Annotated in this window: 13 protein-coding genes and 1 other annotated feature; all 13 genes read left to right on the top strand. The window is 28.4% G+C overall.

The window, feature by feature from the left end:
- Window positions 1-7 precede the first annotated feature (7 nt).
- The 13 genes from dprA (at window position 8) to CHF27_RS00860 (ending at window position 16,561) form a co-directional block, all read left to right on the top strand.
- Window positions 8-1,108 carry a DNA-processing protein DprA gene (gene dprA, locus CHF27_RS00920; protein ID WP_095404849.1) on the top strand — a complete coding sequence of 367 codons (1,101 nt, stop codon included), beginning with the start codon at window positions 8-10 and terminating at the stop codon, window positions 1,106-1,108.
- A gap of 30 nt (window positions 1,109-1,138) precedes the next feature.
- Window positions 1,139-3,238: a type I DNA topoisomerase gene (topA, locus tag CHF27_RS00915; protein WP_095404850.1), complete on the top strand. Its 2,100-nt coding sequence runs from the start codon at window positions 1,139-1,141 to the stop codon at window positions 3,236-3,238.
- 184 nt (window positions 3,239-3,422) lie between these two features.
- Complete coding sequence (gene codY / locus CHF27_RS00910) at window positions 3,423-4,208, top strand: GTP-sensing pleiotropic transcriptional regulator CodY (RefSeq protein ID WP_095404851.1); 786 nt, start codon at window positions 3,423-3,425, stop codon at window positions 4,206-4,208.
- Window positions 4,209-4,323: 115 nt separating this feature from the next.
- On the top strand, window positions 4,324-5,589 hold the full coding sequence (locus tag CHF27_RS00905; protein ID WP_095404852.1) for a replication-associated recombination protein A: 1,266 nt from the start codon (window positions 4,324-4,326) through the stop codon (window positions 5,587-5,589).
- Between the two features lie 164 nt (window positions 5,590-5,753).
- Window positions 5,754-6,524: a GNAT family N-acetyltransferase gene (locus CHF27_RS00900; RefSeq protein WP_095404853.1), complete on the top strand. Its 771-nt coding sequence runs from the start codon at window positions 5,754-5,756 to the stop codon at window positions 6,522-6,524.
- Window positions 6,525-6,587: 63 nt separating this feature from the next.
- Window positions 6,588-7,520, top strand: a complete 933-nt coding sequence (locus CHF27_RS00895; RefSeq protein ID WP_095404854.1) for an ROK family protein — start codon at window positions 6,588-6,590, stop codon at window positions 7,518-7,520.
- Between the two features lie 196 nt (window positions 7,521-7,716).
- Window positions 7,717-8,169 carry an RrF2 family transcriptional regulator gene (locus CHF27_RS00890; RefSeq protein ID WP_095404855.1) on the top strand — a complete coding sequence of 151 codons (453 nt, stop codon included), beginning with the start codon at window positions 7,717-7,719 and terminating at the stop codon, window positions 8,167-8,169.
- Window positions 8,170-8,182: 13 nt separating this feature from the next.
- Window positions 8,183-9,367 carry a cysteine desulfurase NifS gene (gene nifS, locus CHF27_RS00885; RefSeq protein WP_095404856.1) on the top strand — a complete coding sequence of 395 codons (1,185 nt, stop codon included), beginning with the start codon at window positions 8,183-8,185 and terminating at the stop codon, window positions 9,365-9,367.
- Between the two features lie 30 nt (window positions 9,368-9,397).
- Entirely contained in the window at window positions 9,398-9,844 is a 447-nt protein-coding gene (nifU, locus tag CHF27_RS00880) for a Fe-S cluster assembly scaffold protein NifU (RefSeq protein WP_095404857.1), read from the top strand.
- A 148-nt stretch (window positions 9,845-9,992) separates the two neighbouring features.
- On the top strand, window positions 9,993-11,078 hold the full coding sequence (gene mnmA, locus CHF27_RS00875; RefSeq protein WP_095404858.1) for a tRNA 2-thiouridine(34) synthase MnmA: 1,086 nt from the start codon (window positions 9,993-9,995) through the stop codon (window positions 11,076-11,078).
- 61 nt (window positions 11,079-11,139) lie between these two features.
- Window positions 11,140-11,363 (top strand) — a binding site (T-box leader).
- 95 nt (window positions 11,364-11,458) lie between these two features.
- Window positions 11,459-14,104 (top strand): alanine--tRNA ligase, encoded by a 2,646-nt coding sequence (alaS, locus tag CHF27_RS00870; RefSeq protein WP_095404859.1) that lies wholly within the window; start codon window positions 11,459-11,461, stop codon window positions 14,102-14,104.
- 24 nt (window positions 14,105-14,128) lie between these two features.
- Complete coding sequence (locus CHF27_RS00865) at window positions 14,129-14,386, top strand: IreB family regulatory phosphoprotein (protein ID WP_095404860.1); 258 nt, start codon at window positions 14,129-14,131, stop codon at window positions 14,384-14,386.
- A 9-nt stretch (window positions 14,387-14,395) separates the two neighbouring features.
- On the top strand, window positions 14,396-16,561 hold the full coding sequence (locus tag CHF27_RS00860; protein WP_095404861.1) for a hypothetical protein: 2,166 nt from the start codon (window positions 14,396-14,398) through the stop codon (window positions 16,559-16,561).
- Window positions 16,562-16,619: the final 58 nt, after the last annotated feature.

The raw sequence follows: 16,619 nt of genomic DNA, 5'->3' as shown, positions 1-16,619 counted from the left end.
GTAGTTTATGGAATTAAAAGATGTATATTTATGGTTAAAATCAATAAGAGGAATAAGTAATAAAACTATACAAAAAATAGAAAATGAAGTAGGAAATATAAAAAAATTATTTGACTTTTCGGATAAAGAAATATATCATTTAAAAAATATAAATTTAAATATCAAACAAAATATAGTAAAATATAAAAGTCATTCGTATTTAGACAATATAAAAGAAAAATTACATAAAGAGAATATTAATTATATTTGTATACATGATGAAAAATATCCAAATAATTTAAAAAATATATATGATGCACCGAGTATTTTATATTATAAAGGAAACGTCAACATAATTAATAATGGTCTTAATTTAGCTATGGTAGGATCTAGAAAGCCAACTAGATACGGAATAAGTTGTGCAAAAACAATAAGCAATCAATTATCTGAAATGGGAATAAATATAGTTAGTGGACTAGCTATAGGTATAGATTCATACTCTCATGTAGGTTGTTTAAATGGAGTTGGAAAAACTATCGCAGTCTTAGGATCATCAGTTCATAATCCTTTGCCTAAACAAAATATATATTTATCTAATGAAATTTTAGAAAATGATGGAGTCTTAATATCTGAATATGGAGTTGATTCATATGTTATACCTTCGAATTTTTCAAATAGAAATAGGATAATAAGTGGCATAAGTGAAGGAGTTATAGTAGTCGAAGCAGCTAAAAAAAGTGGAGCTCTTATTACTGTAGAGTTTGCACTAGATCAAGGCAAAAACGTATTTGCTATACCTGGAAATATAAACTCAGATATGAGTAAAGGATGCCATAAAATTATAAAAGAAGGAGCAAAGTTAGTAGAAAATATAGAGGATATTATAGATGAATATAATATAAATAGTATTAAGGATAAAAATATTGGTAAAAATTATGCTAATATAAGTTTAAACGAGGATTGTATTAAGATAATTAATTTAATAAAACATAAAGGTTGCTTGCAAATAGATGAAATTTGTGATTATATTGGAATGGAAATAAAATATGTAAATACAATTCTAAATGAACTAGAGTTATATGATTTAGTGATAGAAACAAATAATAAAACTTATAGTTTAAATATATGAATAAGATAGATAGTGGGGGTGTGTGGTTTTATGGCCAAAACATTAGTCATCGTAGAATCGCCTGCAAAAGCTAAAACCATAGAAAAATTTTTAGGGAAAAGTCATTATACAGTAAAAGCATCAGTAGGACATGTAAGGGACTTACCTAAAAGTAAGTTAGGTGTGGATATAGAACATAATTTTGAGCCTCAGTACATAAATATTAGAGGCAAAGGCGACGTTATAAAAGAGTTAAAAAAAGAAGCTAAAAAGTCAAAACAAGTTTATCTGGCTACTGACCCTGATAGAGAAGGAGAAGCAATATCTTGGCATTTAGCATATATATTAGGGCTAAATGAAGAAGATCCATGTAGGATTGAATTCAATGAAATAACTAAAGATGCAATAAAAAAAGCAATAAAGAATCCAAGAAATATTGATTTAAGTATAGTAGATGCTCAACAAGCAAGAAGAGTTTTAGATAGACTATTAGGATATCAAATAAGTCCTATATTGTGGCAAAAAGTTAGAAAAGGACTTAGTGCGGGTAGAGTACAGTCTGTTACAACAAAATTAATATGTGACAAAGAAAAAGAAATAAAAGCATTTGATCCAAAGGAATATTGGACAATAGATATTAATGCAAAAACAGAAAAAAATAAAGATATAACTTTAAAGTTTTATGGAAAGAAAAATGAGAAAATAGAACTAGATAATGAAAATATGGTAAATGAAATTTTAAAAGAAATAGAAGGACAGGATATAAATGTTACTAGTATAGAATCTAAGACAAGAAGAAAATCTGCTCCTAAACCATTTACTACTAGTATGTTACAACAAGAAGCAGCTAATAAATTATCTTTTACCACTAAAAAAACTATGATGATAGCTCAAGAATTATATGAAGGTATAGATATAGATTCTGAAGGAACTGTAGGTCTTATATCTTATATAAGAACTGATTCAAAGAGAATATCTGATGAAGCTAAGTATAAAGCAAAAGATTATATATTAGATGAATTAGGCGAAGATTATTACAAGGCTAATCCAGATAAAAAAGATAATAAAAGTACTAAAAAGGTTCAAGATGCACATGAGGCTATAAGACCAACTTTAGTAAATAGGACGCCAGATAGTATAAAGAGTTCATTGAGTAGAGATCAATTTAAATTATATAATTTAATATGGAGAAGATTTGTATCAAGTCAAATGGAAGACTCAGTATTTGATATATTAAATGTTGAATGCAAAATAAATGATGTAATATTTAAGGCAACAGGGTCTAAATTAAAATTTGATGGATATACAAAAATATATAATTTCACAGATAGAGAAGACAAAGTATTGCCTAGCATAAAAGAAGGCGATTTACTTAAAATAGACGAAATAATACCATTACAACATTTCACGCAACCGCCTGCTAGATATACAGAAGCAAGCTTAGTAAAGACATTAGAAGAATTGGGTATTGGTAGACCTAGTACGTATGCACCTACAATAGCCACTATATTAAATAGAGAATATGTTGAAAAACAAGGAACTAGTTTATGCCCAACAGAGTTAGGAATGATAGTAACAGACATATTAGAAAATAATTTCCAAAAGTTTATAGATGTTGATTTTACAGCTCAAATGGAAAATAAACTAGATGATATAGAAGAAGGTAATACTCAGTGGAAAGAAGTAGTGTCAGAAGTATACGAACCACTTAAAGAAGCTATTGAAGTTGCTATGGAAAGTATTGAAAAAATCAATATGGATGAAGAGACAGATGAAATATGTGAGAACTGTGGTTCTAATATGGTTATCAAGTATGGAAGATTTGGTAAATTTATGGCGTGTAAAAATTATCCGGATTGTAAAACTACCAAACCTCTTGTAAATAAAGTAGGAGTAAAATGTCCAAAGTGCAAGGATGGAGATATAATACTTAGAAAGTCAAAAAGGGGAAAGGCTTTTTATGGTTGTTCAAATTATCCAAACTGTGACTTTGTAGCATGGAACAAGCCTACAGGTGAGCTTTGCGATAAATGTGGATCTTATATGGTTGAAAAAGTAACTAAGAGTGAAACTAAGGTTATTTGTTCTAATAAAGAATGTAATAAAGGTACAAATAAAGAAAATAAAACTGATGTTAGTGACGGAAAATAGCGAAAATTGAATAAAACGCGCCAATTGTATTGAAAAACCTTCTAAATTATGATAAGATTTCAAGTGCATGAAAAGTACACCAAATAAAATTAATATATAACTATAAAATAATTTTTATTTAGAAATAAAGATATTTAGATTATAAAGGTTTGTTAAAAGGCCTGATTTGAGGAGATGATTATAAGTGGCGAGCGAAGTATTACAAAAAACAAGAAAGATTAATAAGACGTTACAAACAAGTGGCGGTAGCAGCGTTTCTTTCGATTTGTTAGCCGGAGCATTAGGGGAAGTATTAGGTGCAAATGCATATGTACTAAGCGCTAAAGGGAAAGTGTTAGGTCTTTATCTTAATGATGTTAAAGATAGTTCTGTAATAGAAGATGAAGTAACTAAGCAAAAGAAGTTTCCAGTAGAATACACTGAAAACCTTCTTAAAATTTTAGAAACAAAAGAAAATTTAACTGGGGAAGGAATACTTGAATTATTCCCATTTGAACATGATAGACTACAAAAATATACAACAATGGTTCCTATATTAGGAAGTGGACAAAGATTAGGTACATTAGTACTTTCTAGATATGATGAGCTATTCACAGATGATGATTTAGTTATAGCTGAGTACAGTTCTACAGTAGTAGGATTGGAAATATTAAGATCTATAGGTGATGAGTTAGAAGAAGAAATGAGAAAGAAAGCTGTAGTTCAAATGGCTATTGGAACATTATCATATTCAGAATTAGAAGCTGTTGAGCATATATTTGATGAGTTAGACGGAAGAGAAGGTTTACTTGTTGCAAGTAAAATAGCTGATAGAGTTGGTATAACTAGATCAGTTATAGTTAATGCATTAAGAAAATTTGAGAGTGCTGGAGTTATAGAGTCAAGATCATTAGGAATGAAAGGTACTCATATAAAAATACTTAATGATAAGCTTAAAAACGAACTTAAAAAGTTAAAAAATAATCAATAATTAAATAATCAGTGAGAGATTTTACAAAAAAGATATCTATATTTACATAGATATCTTTTTTGTATTAAATAAATTGAAAATTATTAGGACTAGAAATAGAAGATAAGGAGGAAATATGCAACCATTAGCAGATAGATTAAGACCACAAAGTATTGATGATATGATAGGTCAATCTCATATAATAGGTAAAGGCAAAGTACTTAATAAACTTATAGAAAATCAATATATTCCTAACATGATTTTATATGGACCACCAGGTACAGGAAAAACAACATTGGCAAATATAATAGCAAATACTACAGGAAAGAAGTATGTAAAATTAAATGCGGTTAATTGTGGAGTTAAGGAAATAAAGGAAGTAATAGATGCCACTAAAAGAGATTTATTTTATAATGGATTAATTTTAATGTTAGATGAAATTCAAGCACTAAATAAAAAACAACAACAGTCGTTACTTGAAGTTATAGAAGAAGGATTTGTTACATTAATAGCAAGTACAGCAGACAATCCTTATTTTGTTATATATAAAGCTATCTTAAGTAGGAGCTCTATTTTTGAATTTAAATATATAGAAAAGGAAGATATATTAAATGGGCTAAAACGAGCTAAAGATAAGTTGAAAACATTATATGCTTATGAAACTATCAATGTAGAAGATAAAGCCTTAGAATACATAGCACAGACTTGTAATGGGGATATGAGAACTGCTTTAAATAAATTAGAATTAGCATTTAATATGGGAATAGACATAGGAGAAGATATGGTAAATGTAACATTAGAAAATGTCATAGAATCTTCAAGTGTTAAAGTTTTAAATTATGATAATGGAGGAGATGATTCATATTCTACGTTATCTGCATTTCATAAGTCTTTAAGAGGTTCAGACATAGATGCTTCGATACATTACTTAGCTAGATTGGTAAAAGCACAAGATATACAAGGAATTACTAGAAGATTATTATGTGTGGCGAGTGAAGATGTAGGATTAGCTGTTCCACAAGCAATAACAATAACAGAGGCTTGCGTATCATCAGCACTACAATTAGGGTTTCCAGAAGCTAGAATTCCTTTAGCTCAAGCTACTATATATTTAGCTCAATGTCCAAAATCTAATTCAGCGATTTGTGCTATAGATTTAGCTTTAGCAGATTTAGATAACATTGAAGTTGGAGATATTCCACTACATTTAAAGGATGCACATTATGCAGGAGCTAAAAATTTAGGAAGAGGAGTTGAATATAAATATCCTCATAGTTATCCTAATCACTATATAGAGCAACAGTATCTACCAGATGTTATAAAAGATAAGAAGTATTACAATCCAAGTAAAAATAAAAATGAAATAGCATTTGAACAGTACTGGAAAAGCATAAAAAAGTAAAAATAAAATTTAAAATTGATTATTTCAGGAAATAAAAATATGTAGATATAAATTAATATCTACATATTTTTATTTTTCAGATAACATATAATTTAATATTTAGTATAATTTATTATATACTATAAAAAGATATTATTTTAAGTTTCATATCAGGGGGAAGTTGTATGATTGTAAAGCTTGATTCTACTTACCATGCTAAAGTTATGGAGTATTTAAAAAGGGAGCCAGAATTTAACTTATTTATAATAGGGGATATAGAAAGATATGGATATGATAATTATTTTTTGAGTATTTGGGCTGATATAAATAAAAGAGGAAGTATAGATGCAATATTGCTTAAATATTTTGGCTTTTTAATATTTTATTCTGATTATAAATATGACAAAGATGATTTTTTTTACTTTTTAAAAGATGTAGATTACTCAGAGATAAGTGGAAAGACAGATTGTTTAGAAAAATTAGCAAGTAAATTGAAATGTAGGAAAATAAGAGAAGTGAAATTTTGTAAATTAGAAAATGAAAAATTTTTAAAAGAAAATGAAAAAAATGTAAAATTAAAAAGAGTTAAATTTGGAAATATAGGAAAAGTAGTTAATTTATATGAATCAATAGATGAATTTGAAAATACTACAGTTGAAAATATTAAAAATAGTTTAAAAACGGGGAGGGGGTATTGTATAGAAGTAGATAGAAAAGTTGTGGCTATGGCAAAGAGTACATCGGAAAATAATACGCATGCTATGTTAGTAGGTATAGGTACTCATCCGAAATATAGAAATAAAGGATATGCAACTAAATGTACAAAAAAAATATGTATGGAAATTATAAAAGATCATAAAATACCATGCTTATTTTATGATAATGAAGCAGCAGGAAGAATATACAAAAAATTAGGATTTAAAGAAATAGGAAAGTGGAGTATATATTATAGATAAAAGTTTAATAATTAATTCACTATAAAACATAAGACTAAAGAATTAAATGCTATAGGAGGAAAAATGTATACAATAGGAATTGATGTAGGTGGAACTAGTATAAAATGTGGTTTAGTAGATTCTCAAAAGATTGTTTATAAAAAAAGTAAACAAACAACTAAAAGTGGTAATCTAGATGGATTAGTAAAAGATATTAAGTCTTTAATAGATAGTATCCTTAGAAAAAATAATATTAAAATTGAAAGTATAAGTAGGATAGGAATTGGAATTCCAGGGATTGTAAATAAAGATGAAACTATAACATGCTTAAATTTAGGATTAAAAAATTCTCAAATGAAGTTGAAGTTACAACAAATATATCCAACAACTAGTATATCTATAGAAAATGATGGAACATTAGCGACACTAGGAGAGTATAAATATGGAAATATGAGAGGATATAATCTAGGAGTAATGATTACATTAGGAACAGGCATAGGAGGTTCTATTATAGTAAATGGAAATGTTATAGATGGTCTATATAGAAGAAATTCTGAGATAGGCCATATGACTATAGAATCAAATTATTTTGATTGTGAATGTGGAAACAATGGATGTTTTGAGACATTTTGTTCAGCAACTGCAATAATAAAATATGTACAGAAACTAATTGATGAAGGATATGATAGCCTAATTTTAGACAAATGTCATAATAAAAAAGAAGATATTAATGCAAAAATAATTTTTGATGCATATATAGAAAAAGATAGAGTTGCAGTTGAGGCTATAAATAGATTTAAGGAATATCTTGTTAAAGGAATTGTAAACATAATACATTTTATAGATCCAGAAGTTATTTGTATAGGAGGAGGGATATCTAATTCAGAAGATATTATACTAGATGGATTATCTCAAAGAGTTAAAGAAAAGGTAATTTATAATGATAGAGACATAGCAGACATTGTAATTGCAAAATATAAAAATGATGCTGGAATTTTAGGAGCATCAATTATTTAATTATAAAAAGCTATGAAAGTTTCTAATTTAAATTGAACTTTTATAGCTTTTTTAGTGCAAATAGTAATAAATTTAATCCTGACAAAAATAGTATGAATTTAATGTTGACAAAATTACTAGGGTATAATACAATAATTCTTGAAGATAATTCCTACTAAAATAGTATGAATTAGATTTCAATGTAGAGGGTGATAAAATGAAACTATCGACTAAAGGTAGATATGGACTTAAAGCTATGTTTGAATTGTCACTAAATCAGAATAAAGGTCCAGTACCCTTAAAAGTAATAGCCAAAAAACAAAATATATCAGATCAATATTTAGAGCAAATTTTTTCGGCTTTAAAAAAATCAGGATTGGTTAAAAGTGTAAGGGGTGCTCAAGGTGGATATCTATTAGCTAAAGAAGCAAAAGATATAAGTGTAGGTGATATACTTGTAGTGCTAGAAGGACCAGTTTCTTTGTCTGATTGTGTATTAGATGAAGATGTTTGTGAAAATTCAAATGTATGTGTAACAAAAATAGTTTGGGAAAAAATGAAAAAGGGTATAGAAGATGTTATAAATTCTATTACTCTTCAAGATATGATAAATGATTACAATAAAACAAAAGTAAATAATGATATAACTAATATAATATTAAAAGGATAGGGAGATGAATGTAATGGAAAAAAGAAGAATATATATGGATTACTCTGCAACAACTCCTGTAAAAAAAGAAGTATTAGATGCAATGATGCCTTACTTAACAGATTATTTTGGGAATGCATCAAGTTTTCACTCATTTGGTAGGGAAGCTAAAAATGCTTTAGATAAAGCAAGAGAACAAGTTGCAAATTTAATAAATGCAAAACCAAGTGAAATATACTTTACAGCTGGTGGTTCTGAAAGTGATAACTGGTCTTTAGAGGGAGTAGCGTATTCTCATAAAGAAAAAGGAAATCATATAATAACATCTAAAATAGAACATCATGCTATACTACATACTTGTGAGTATTTAGAAAAACATCATGGATTTGAAGTTACTTATTTAGATGTTGATAGTGAAGGAAAAATAAGTTTAGAACAATTAGAAAACGCAATAAAAGATAGCACTATTTTAATAAGTATAATGTTTGCTAATAATGAAATAGGAACTATACAACCTATAAAAGAAATAGGAGAAATAGCTAAAAAACATAATATATTATTCCACACAGATGCAGTACAAGCAGCAGGAAATATTCCAATAGATATTAAAGAATTAAACATAGATTTAATGAGTATGTCTTCACATAAGATATATGGAGCTAAAGGTGTAGGAGCTTTATATATTAAAACAGGTACAAAGCTTCATAATTTTGTACATGGAGGAGCTCAAGAAAAAAGAAGAAGAGCAGGTACTGAAAATATACCAGCAATAGTTGGATATGGTAAAGCAGCAGAGATAGCTAAAGATAACATGGAAAATCATGTAACTACTCTTACAAGATTAAGAAATAAATTAATAAAAGGTATATTAGATAACATACCATATACGACTGTAAATGGTAGTTTGGAAGATAGATTACCAGGAAATGCGAACTTTGGATTTGAATTTATAGAAGGTGAAGGAATTCTTTTAATGCTAGATATGTTAGGAATAGCTGCATCAAGTGGTTCAGCTTGTACTTCAGGATCATTAGATCCATCTCATGTTCTTATGGCATTAGGATTACCTCATGAGAAAGCTCACGGTTCTTTAAGACTTACAGTAGGCGATTTTACAACAGAAGAAGATATAGATTATATAATAGAAAATTTACCTGGGGTTATAGAGAGATTAAGAAGTATGTCACCTCTTTATGACAAAATAAAAAATCAAGGATAAATAGGGATAGTAGTAGAGGAGGAAGTTGTTATGCAATATAGTGAAAAAGTTATGGAACATTTCATGAATCCTAGAAATGTAGGGGAAATAGAAGATGCAAGTGGAATTGGAGAAGTTGGGAATGCTAAATGTGGAGATATAATGAGAATATATCTTGATATAGAAAATGAAATAATAAGAGATGTTAAATTTAAAACATTTGGATGTGGATCAGCTATAGCAAGCTCTTCTATGGCAACAGAAATGGTAAAAGGAAAAACTATACATGAAGCTTTAGAAGTAACTAATAAAGCAGTAGCACAAGCACTAGATGGATTACCACCAGTAAAGATGCACTGTTCAGTATTAGCAGAGCAAGCTATTAAAGCGGCACTAATAGATTATGCACAAAAAAATAATATACACATACCTGAATTAGATGGTGTAGTTATAGATGACGATCATGATCATCACCATGATATAGAGGAAGAAGAATAAAAATAAATACAAAAAGTCTTCGAGGTGAAAAATTCATTTCGAAGACTTTTTTAAATTAAATGAAATTTAAATTATATGTAATATGATTTAAGTTTATACTTTAAAAAATTATGTAAAATATATATAATATAAAGAATGAGGTGATTTTATGAGCAAAAAAGTAATGATAGGTATGAGTGGAGGAGTAGACAGTTCTGTAGCAGCATACCTTTTAAAGAAGCAAGGTTATGATGTAATAGGAGTGACTATGAAATTATGGCAAGATGATGACGATGATTTAATAGAGAATGAAGGTGGATGTTGTTCTTTAGCTGCCGTAGAAGATGCTAGACGAGTAGCTGAAAAGATAGGCATACCTTTCTACGTACTAAACTTTAGAGATGTATTTAAAGAGAAAGTAATAGATTATTTCATAGATGAATATTTGAATGGAAGAACACCTAATCCATGTATAGCATGCAATAAGCATATAAAATTTGATGATTTTTATAAAAAGGCTAGACAAATTGGATGTGATTATGTAGCAACAGGTCATTATGCAAAGATAGAAAAAGATGAAGAAACAGGTAGATATTTTTTAAAAAAATCAATAACAGATAAAAAAGATCAAACTTATGCTCTTTATAATATGACACAAGAGCAACTTGAACACACATTACTTCCAATTGGAGATTATGAAAAAGATAAAGTAAGAGAAATTGCAAAAGAAATGGGAATGGATGTTTATAATAAACCAGATAGCCAAGAAATTTGTTTTGTAAAAGATAATGATTATGCAAATTATGTAAAAAAACATTCTAAAAAAAGAATTGAAGAAGGTTATTTTGTAGATACTAAAGGAAATGTATTAGGAAAACATAAAGGAATAGTAAATTATACAATAGGTCAAAGAAAAGGACTAGGTATAGCATTTGGTAAGCCTATGTTTGTTGTAGATATTGATTCTAAAAAAAATACAGTAATACTTGGTTCAAATGAAGATATATTTAATAAGGAACTTATAGCAACAGATGTAAACCTTATAAATATAGATGAAATAAAAGAACCTATAAGAGTTCAAGCTAAAATAAGATACTCTGCTAAACCTGCAGACGCAACCGTATATAAACACGAAGAAGATTCAATAAGAATAGTATTTGATGAGCCTCAAAGAGCTATGACAAAAGGTCAGTCAGTTGTTATGTATATTGGAGATGTTGTAGTAGGTGGAGGTATAATAAGTAATAGTTTATAAAAAAATACTATTGATTAATTATATAAAATTTAGTAATATATCTATATAAAATTTAAAATATCAAAATACAACGAAAAGAAATAGTAAATTAGTTAATCTCTTACAGAGAGAGGGAGTTGGTGGAAGCCCTTAGAGTAGATTAGTGGAAGCAGTCTTGGAGTAACAATCTTGAAATATATAAGTAGAGATTGTCGTTAGTTACGTTATAACTTAAGGTTTTCCGAAGATGTCATGATTATTCATGATAATTAGGGTGGTACCGCGAAGAATATCCTCGCCCCTATAAATTTTTATAGGCGCGGGGTTTTTTATATTTTAAGGTTTTTTTAATATAAAAAATATACATAATATTAATAATAGCTAATAGGAGGAATTTTAAAATGGAAAAAATGGGATTAAATGAAATTAGAAGTAAATTTTTAGACTTTTTTGAATCTAAAGGTCATTATAAAAAAGAAAGTGCATCATTAGTACCACATAATGATAAAAGTTTATTACTTATAAACTCAGGTATGGCACCTTTAAAAAATTATTTTGCAGGATTAGAGGTTCCGCCAAGTAAGAGGATGACTACTTGTCAAAAATGCATAAGAACCGGAGATATAGAAAATGTAGGGAAGACTGCTAGACATGGTACTTTTTTTGAAATGTTAGGAAACTTCTCATTTGGAGATTACTTTAAAAGAGAATCTATAAGATGGGGATGGGAATTTGTTACGGAACATTTACATATACCACAAGAAAAAATATGGGTAACAGTATATGAAGAAGATCAAGATTCTTATGATTTGTGGGTAAAAGAAATGAACTTCCCAGAAGAAAGATTAGTTAGACTAGGTAAAGATGATAATTTCTGGGAAATTGGATTAGGACCATGTGGGCCTTGCTCAGAAATACATTTTGATAGAGGTGAAGAATACGGATGTGGAAGTCCTGATTGTAAGCCAGGATGTGATTGTGATAGATACTTAGAGTTTTGGAATCATGTATTTACTCAATTTGATAGAGATGAAAATGGAAACTATGGACAACTTGAACATAAAAATATAGATACAGGTATGGGTCTAGAAAGAATGGCTTGTATAATGCAAAATGTAGATACAATATTTGATGTAGATACAATAAGACAAATATTAAGCACTGTAGAGAGCATGGCTCATGTAAAATACGGAGAAAATGATAAGACAGATGTATCTATAAGAATAATAACTGATCATATAAGAGCAGTTAGCTTCTTAGTTGCAGATGGTGTGCTTCCATCAAATGAAGGAAGAGGATATGTTTTAAGAAGATTACTTAGAAGAGCAGCTCGTCACGGTAAATTATTAGGTATAAAAGAAAACTTCTTATACAAATTAGTTGAAGAAGTTATTAAAGTGAGTGGAGAGGCGTATCCAGAATTAGTAGAAAAAGAAAGTTATATCAAGAAAGTAATAAGAATAGAAGAAGAGAAATTTAATGAAACTATAGATCAAGGAACAGAAATATTAGCAGGTTATATAGAAGAATTAAAAAATAATAAAATGAATACTTTAAGTGGAGAAAATGCGTTTAAATTATATGATACTTACGGATTCCCAATAGACTTAACAAAAGAAATATTAGAAGAAGAAAATCTTGATTTAGACGAAGAGTCTTTTAATGATGAAATGAATAAACAAAGAGAAAGAGCTAGAAATGCAAGAGGAAATATGGAAGGTGAAAGTTGGAAAGAAGATCCTTTATCAAAATTAGATTCTTCTATATCTAGTAAATTTGAAGGATATGAAGCTTTAGATACAAAATCAACTGTTAAAGCTATAGTTAAAGATAACGAAATAGTAGAAACTGCTTGTTCAGGAGATAAAGTTATAGTAGTTCTAGAGAATACTACGTTCTATCCAGAAGGTGGAGGTCAAGCTGGTGATTGTGGAATTTTAACAAATAAATCAGAAAATTTAGTTATAGAAGTAATAGACACTAAAAAAGGTGCTAACAATACTATAAAGCATATAGGTATGGTTAAGTCAGGTATTGTAAATACTAATGAAGAATTAACAGTATTAGTAAATAAAGAAATAAGAATGGCATCTGCAAGAAATCATAGTGCAACACATTTATTACACAAAGCATTAAAAGAAGTACTAGGAGAGCATGTTAATCAAGCAGGATCTTTAGTTACACAAGAAAGATTAAGATTTGATGTAACTCATTTTGAAGCTATATCAAAAGATGAATTAAAAGTTATAGAAGAAAAAGTTAACGATGCTATTTTAGCTTCATTAGATATAAATTGTGAAAATATGGGTATAAATGAAGCAAAAGAAAAAGGAGCTACGGCACTATTTGGCGAAAAGTATGGTAATGAGGTAAGAGTTGTTTCTATGGGAGACTACTCAATAGAACTTTGTGGAGGAACACACTTGAAAAACACTTCTCAAATAGGTATGTTTAAAATATTATCTGAAGGTGGAGTAGCTGCAGGTGTAAGAAGAATAGAAGCTATAACAGGTAAAGCAGTTTATGAATACTTAAAAGAAAAAGATGCTGTTATATCTGAAGTTTGTACTACATTAAAAACTAAAGAAGATAACTTAACTCAAAGAGTTCAACACTTAATAGAGGAAAATAAAAATTTATCAAAAGAATTACATGATGTAAAAACAAAAATGAGTTTACAATCAGTAGATTCTATACTTGACTCTAAGGTTGAAGTAAATGGAGTTAATTTAATAACTACTAAATTTGAAAATATGGATATGAATACATTAAGGGATACAGCTGATAGTTTAAGAGATAAGCTTGTATCAGGTGTTGTAGTTGTTGCAAATATAGTAGATGAAAAAGTTAATTTTGTAGTTACTGCTACTAAAGATGTATTGGAAAAAGGAATACATTCAGGTAATATAGTTAAAGAGGTTGCTAAGATAGCTGGTGGAAAAGGTGGAGGAAGACCTAATATGGCACAAGCTGGAGCAAATGATGTATCTAAAGTAGATGAAGCTTTAAATTATGCAAGTGAGGTTGTTAAATCACAAGTAAAATAACATTCACTTAAGGGGGTTTTAAGTATGGAAAATGACTTAAACTACACAATGAAATTTGAAGGCATAGCAGATGAAAAAATAAGCGTAGGTGAAACAATAGATCTTGTATATAAAGCGCTAATTGAAAAGGGATATAATCCTATAAATCAAATAATAGGATATCTACTTTCAGGAGATTCAAGTTATATAACTAGTTATAAAAATGCTAGATCTATTATAAAAAAATTTGAAAGAGACGAGATACTTGAAGAAGTAATTACTCACTATTTGAATAGAAAGTAGGTTCACATAATGAAGAAAAAAATTGTATCACTGTTTACAGTGATTATGATACTTATGATTTCTATTCCAAAATATAGCTTTGCAAATGAGAAAGGTAAAGTTCTATTCATTAACATGAATAGAACTAACCTTATTAATATGCAGAATATTCCATTCTTAAATAAAGAATTAAAAACTAAAGGCTATGTTGGTCTTATGAATATAAGAGGCGACAAGGGTACAGATGATAGAAGATCATATGCAACAATGGGAGCTGGACGTAGAGCTAGTGTATCCACTGAAAATTATATTAAATTTGAAAATGTAGACGAAAAATCAGCAAAAGCTTTTAAGGCCGCCACAGGTAAGGATGCAAAAGGAATTAACAATGTATCTATTAATAGATCAATTAATGAAAATGAATTAAATGGTGAATATGGAGCTATATTAGGTTCTTTGGGTCAAACTTTATCTGATAATGGATTTAAGGTATCTGCTATAGGGAATTCTGATATTATAGAAGATGGAAAACTTGAAAAGAATAGAAATATAGGTCTTATTGCTATGGACAAATATGGAAGAATAGATTCTGGTAATGTTGATAATATAAACAAAGAAGCTTCTAATATGCCATTTAAAGTAGCAACTGATTATAATAAATTGATACAAGAAACTAAAAAGTCTTATAAAGAAACAGATGCTATATTTGTAGATTTAGGAGATACATATAGACTGGATATGTATAGACTTAGTTTAAATGATAATACATATTCTTCAATGAAGAAAAAGATATATAGTAATATAAATACATATCTAGAAGAAGTATTTAATATGATAGGTGAAAATGATACAGTATATATTACTAGTACATTTCCAAGTGATTTAGATTACAAAAATAAAAGAAGATTATCTCCGATAATAAAATTTAAAGGTGATAGCAAAGGAATATTATCTTCAGCTACAACTAGAAGAGATGGTATATTAGCTAATTTAGATGTAGGAGTTGATGTACTAAGTGAATTTGGTTTACAAAATGAAGATATGGTAGGTAAAAAATACAATTTAGTAGACAGAAAAGATAATATAAGTTACTTACTAGATGAATATCAAAAGATAGTTTCTATATCAGATGTAAGATCAAGTGTTGTTAATTCTTTTGTAGGTGTTATCTCAGCATCATGGATAATAGCCATGATAGCAGTAATCTTTAGAAATTATATGCCACATAAAGAAAAAGTATTTATAATTCTAAAAGAGTTTATAAAATTAGGTATGATAATGCCATTATCTTTCTTGATAGTAGGGATATTTAATTTTAAAACGCAGATGTCTATTGCGATAGCAATAGTTATTGCCACATTGATACTTTATGTTATAGGGAGAAAACTGTTCAAAGATGACTTAAAGAATATGGGATTCTTTGCAGTAATAACTGTGTTACTTGTAGTTATAGACGCTGTACTTGGAACATATCTAATGAAAAATAGTATAATGAGTTATGATCCTTTAAATGGAGCGAGATATTACGGAGTAGGAAATGAATATCAAGGAATAATTATAGGTGGTGCAATTTTTGGATCAGCAATTTTACTTAACTATAAAAAAATTCCAAAATGGGTTACTATAGTTTCATCTTTAGTAATTTTAATAACTAGTGCTTCTCCAGCAATGGGAGCTAATGTTGGATCTGCTATTTCTGAATCTGTAGCATATTTATTATTTATTCTTATAATATTTGATGTAAAGATTGACTTTAAGAAAGTTATTTTATTAGGTATTGCAGCAGTAGTAGTGGTAGTGTCATTTGCTACATTTGATATATTATCAGGAACACAATCTCATTTATCAGGGTTTGTAAATCAAATTTTAACTGATGGTCCAGGAGCTATAATAGAGACATTTACAAGAAAAATACAAATGAACTTAAAGTTAGCTCAAACAAGTGTATGGGTAAATATATTATTGGCAGGAGTAGGAATAATTGCTGTGCTTATATTTAAGCCATCAAGACATTTTAGAAGAATAGCAAATAAGTATCCATTCATATTTAAAGGTTTTATAGCCAGTATGATAGGATGTATGGTTACTCTTTTAGTAAATGATTCAGGTGTAGTTGCCGCATCAACAACAGCTATTTATATACTTATACCTCTTGTTATAATAAGTATAAATATGATGATATTTAATGAAAAATAATATATAAAAAACTAGTCAGAATTTTATTCTGACTAGTTTTATTTTTTTAGATAGCATT

Source organism: Romboutsia maritimum (assembly GCF_002251085.2).
In the GTDB taxonomy this organism is placed as follows: domain Bacteria; phylum Bacillota; class Clostridia; order Peptostreptococcales; family Peptostreptococcaceae; genus Romboutsia_B; species Romboutsia_B maritimum.
Note: the sequence above shows the minus strand (reverse complement) of the source record. Positions and strands in the feature narration are given on the sequence as shown.

Bases quoted from the DNA above. Each gene is read 5' to 3' on its own strand.
- dprA (WP_095404849.1), top strand. From the start codon at position 8: ATGGAATTAAAAGATGTATATTTATGGTTAAAATCAATAAGAGGAATA.
- topA (WP_095404850.1), top strand. From the start codon at position 1,139: ATGGCCAAAACATTAGTCATCGTAGAATCGCCTGCAAAAGCTAAAACC.
- CHF27_RS00905 (WP_095404852.1), top strand. From the start codon at position 4,324: ATGCAACCATTAGCAGATAGATTAAGACCACAAAGTATTGATGATATG.
- CHF27_RS00900 (WP_095404853.1), top strand. From the start codon at position 5,754: ATGATTGTAAAGCTTGATTCTACTTACCATGCTAAAGTTATGGAGTAT.
- CHF27_RS00895 (WP_095404854.1), top strand. From the start codon at position 6,588: ATGTATACAATAGGAATTGATGTAGGTGGAACTAGTATAAAATGTGGT.
- CHF27_RS00890 (WP_095404855.1), top strand. From the start codon at position 7,717: ATGAAACTATCGACTAAAGGTAGATATGGACTTAAAGCTATGTTTGAA.
- nifS (WP_095404856.1), top strand. From the start codon at position 8,183: ATGGAAAAAAGAAGAATATATATGGATTACTCTGCAACAACTCCTGTA.
- nifU (WP_095404857.1), top strand. From the start codon at position 9,398: ATGCAATATAGTGAAAAAGTTATGGAACATTTCATGAATCCTAGAAAT.
- mnmA (WP_095404858.1), top strand. From the start codon at position 9,993: ATGAGCAAAAAAGTAATGATAGGTATGAGTGGAGGAGTAGACAGTTCT.
- alaS (WP_095404859.1), top strand. From the start codon at position 11,459: ATGGAAAAAATGGGATTAAATGAAATTAGAAGTAAATTTTTAGACTTT.
- CHF27_RS00865 (WP_095404860.1), top strand. From the start codon at position 14,129: ATGGAAAATGACTTAAACTACACAATGAAATTTGAAGGCATAGCAGAT.
- CHF27_RS00860 (WP_095404861.1), top strand. From the start codon at position 14,396: ATGAAGAAAAAAATTGTATCACTGTTTACAGTGATTATGATACTTATG.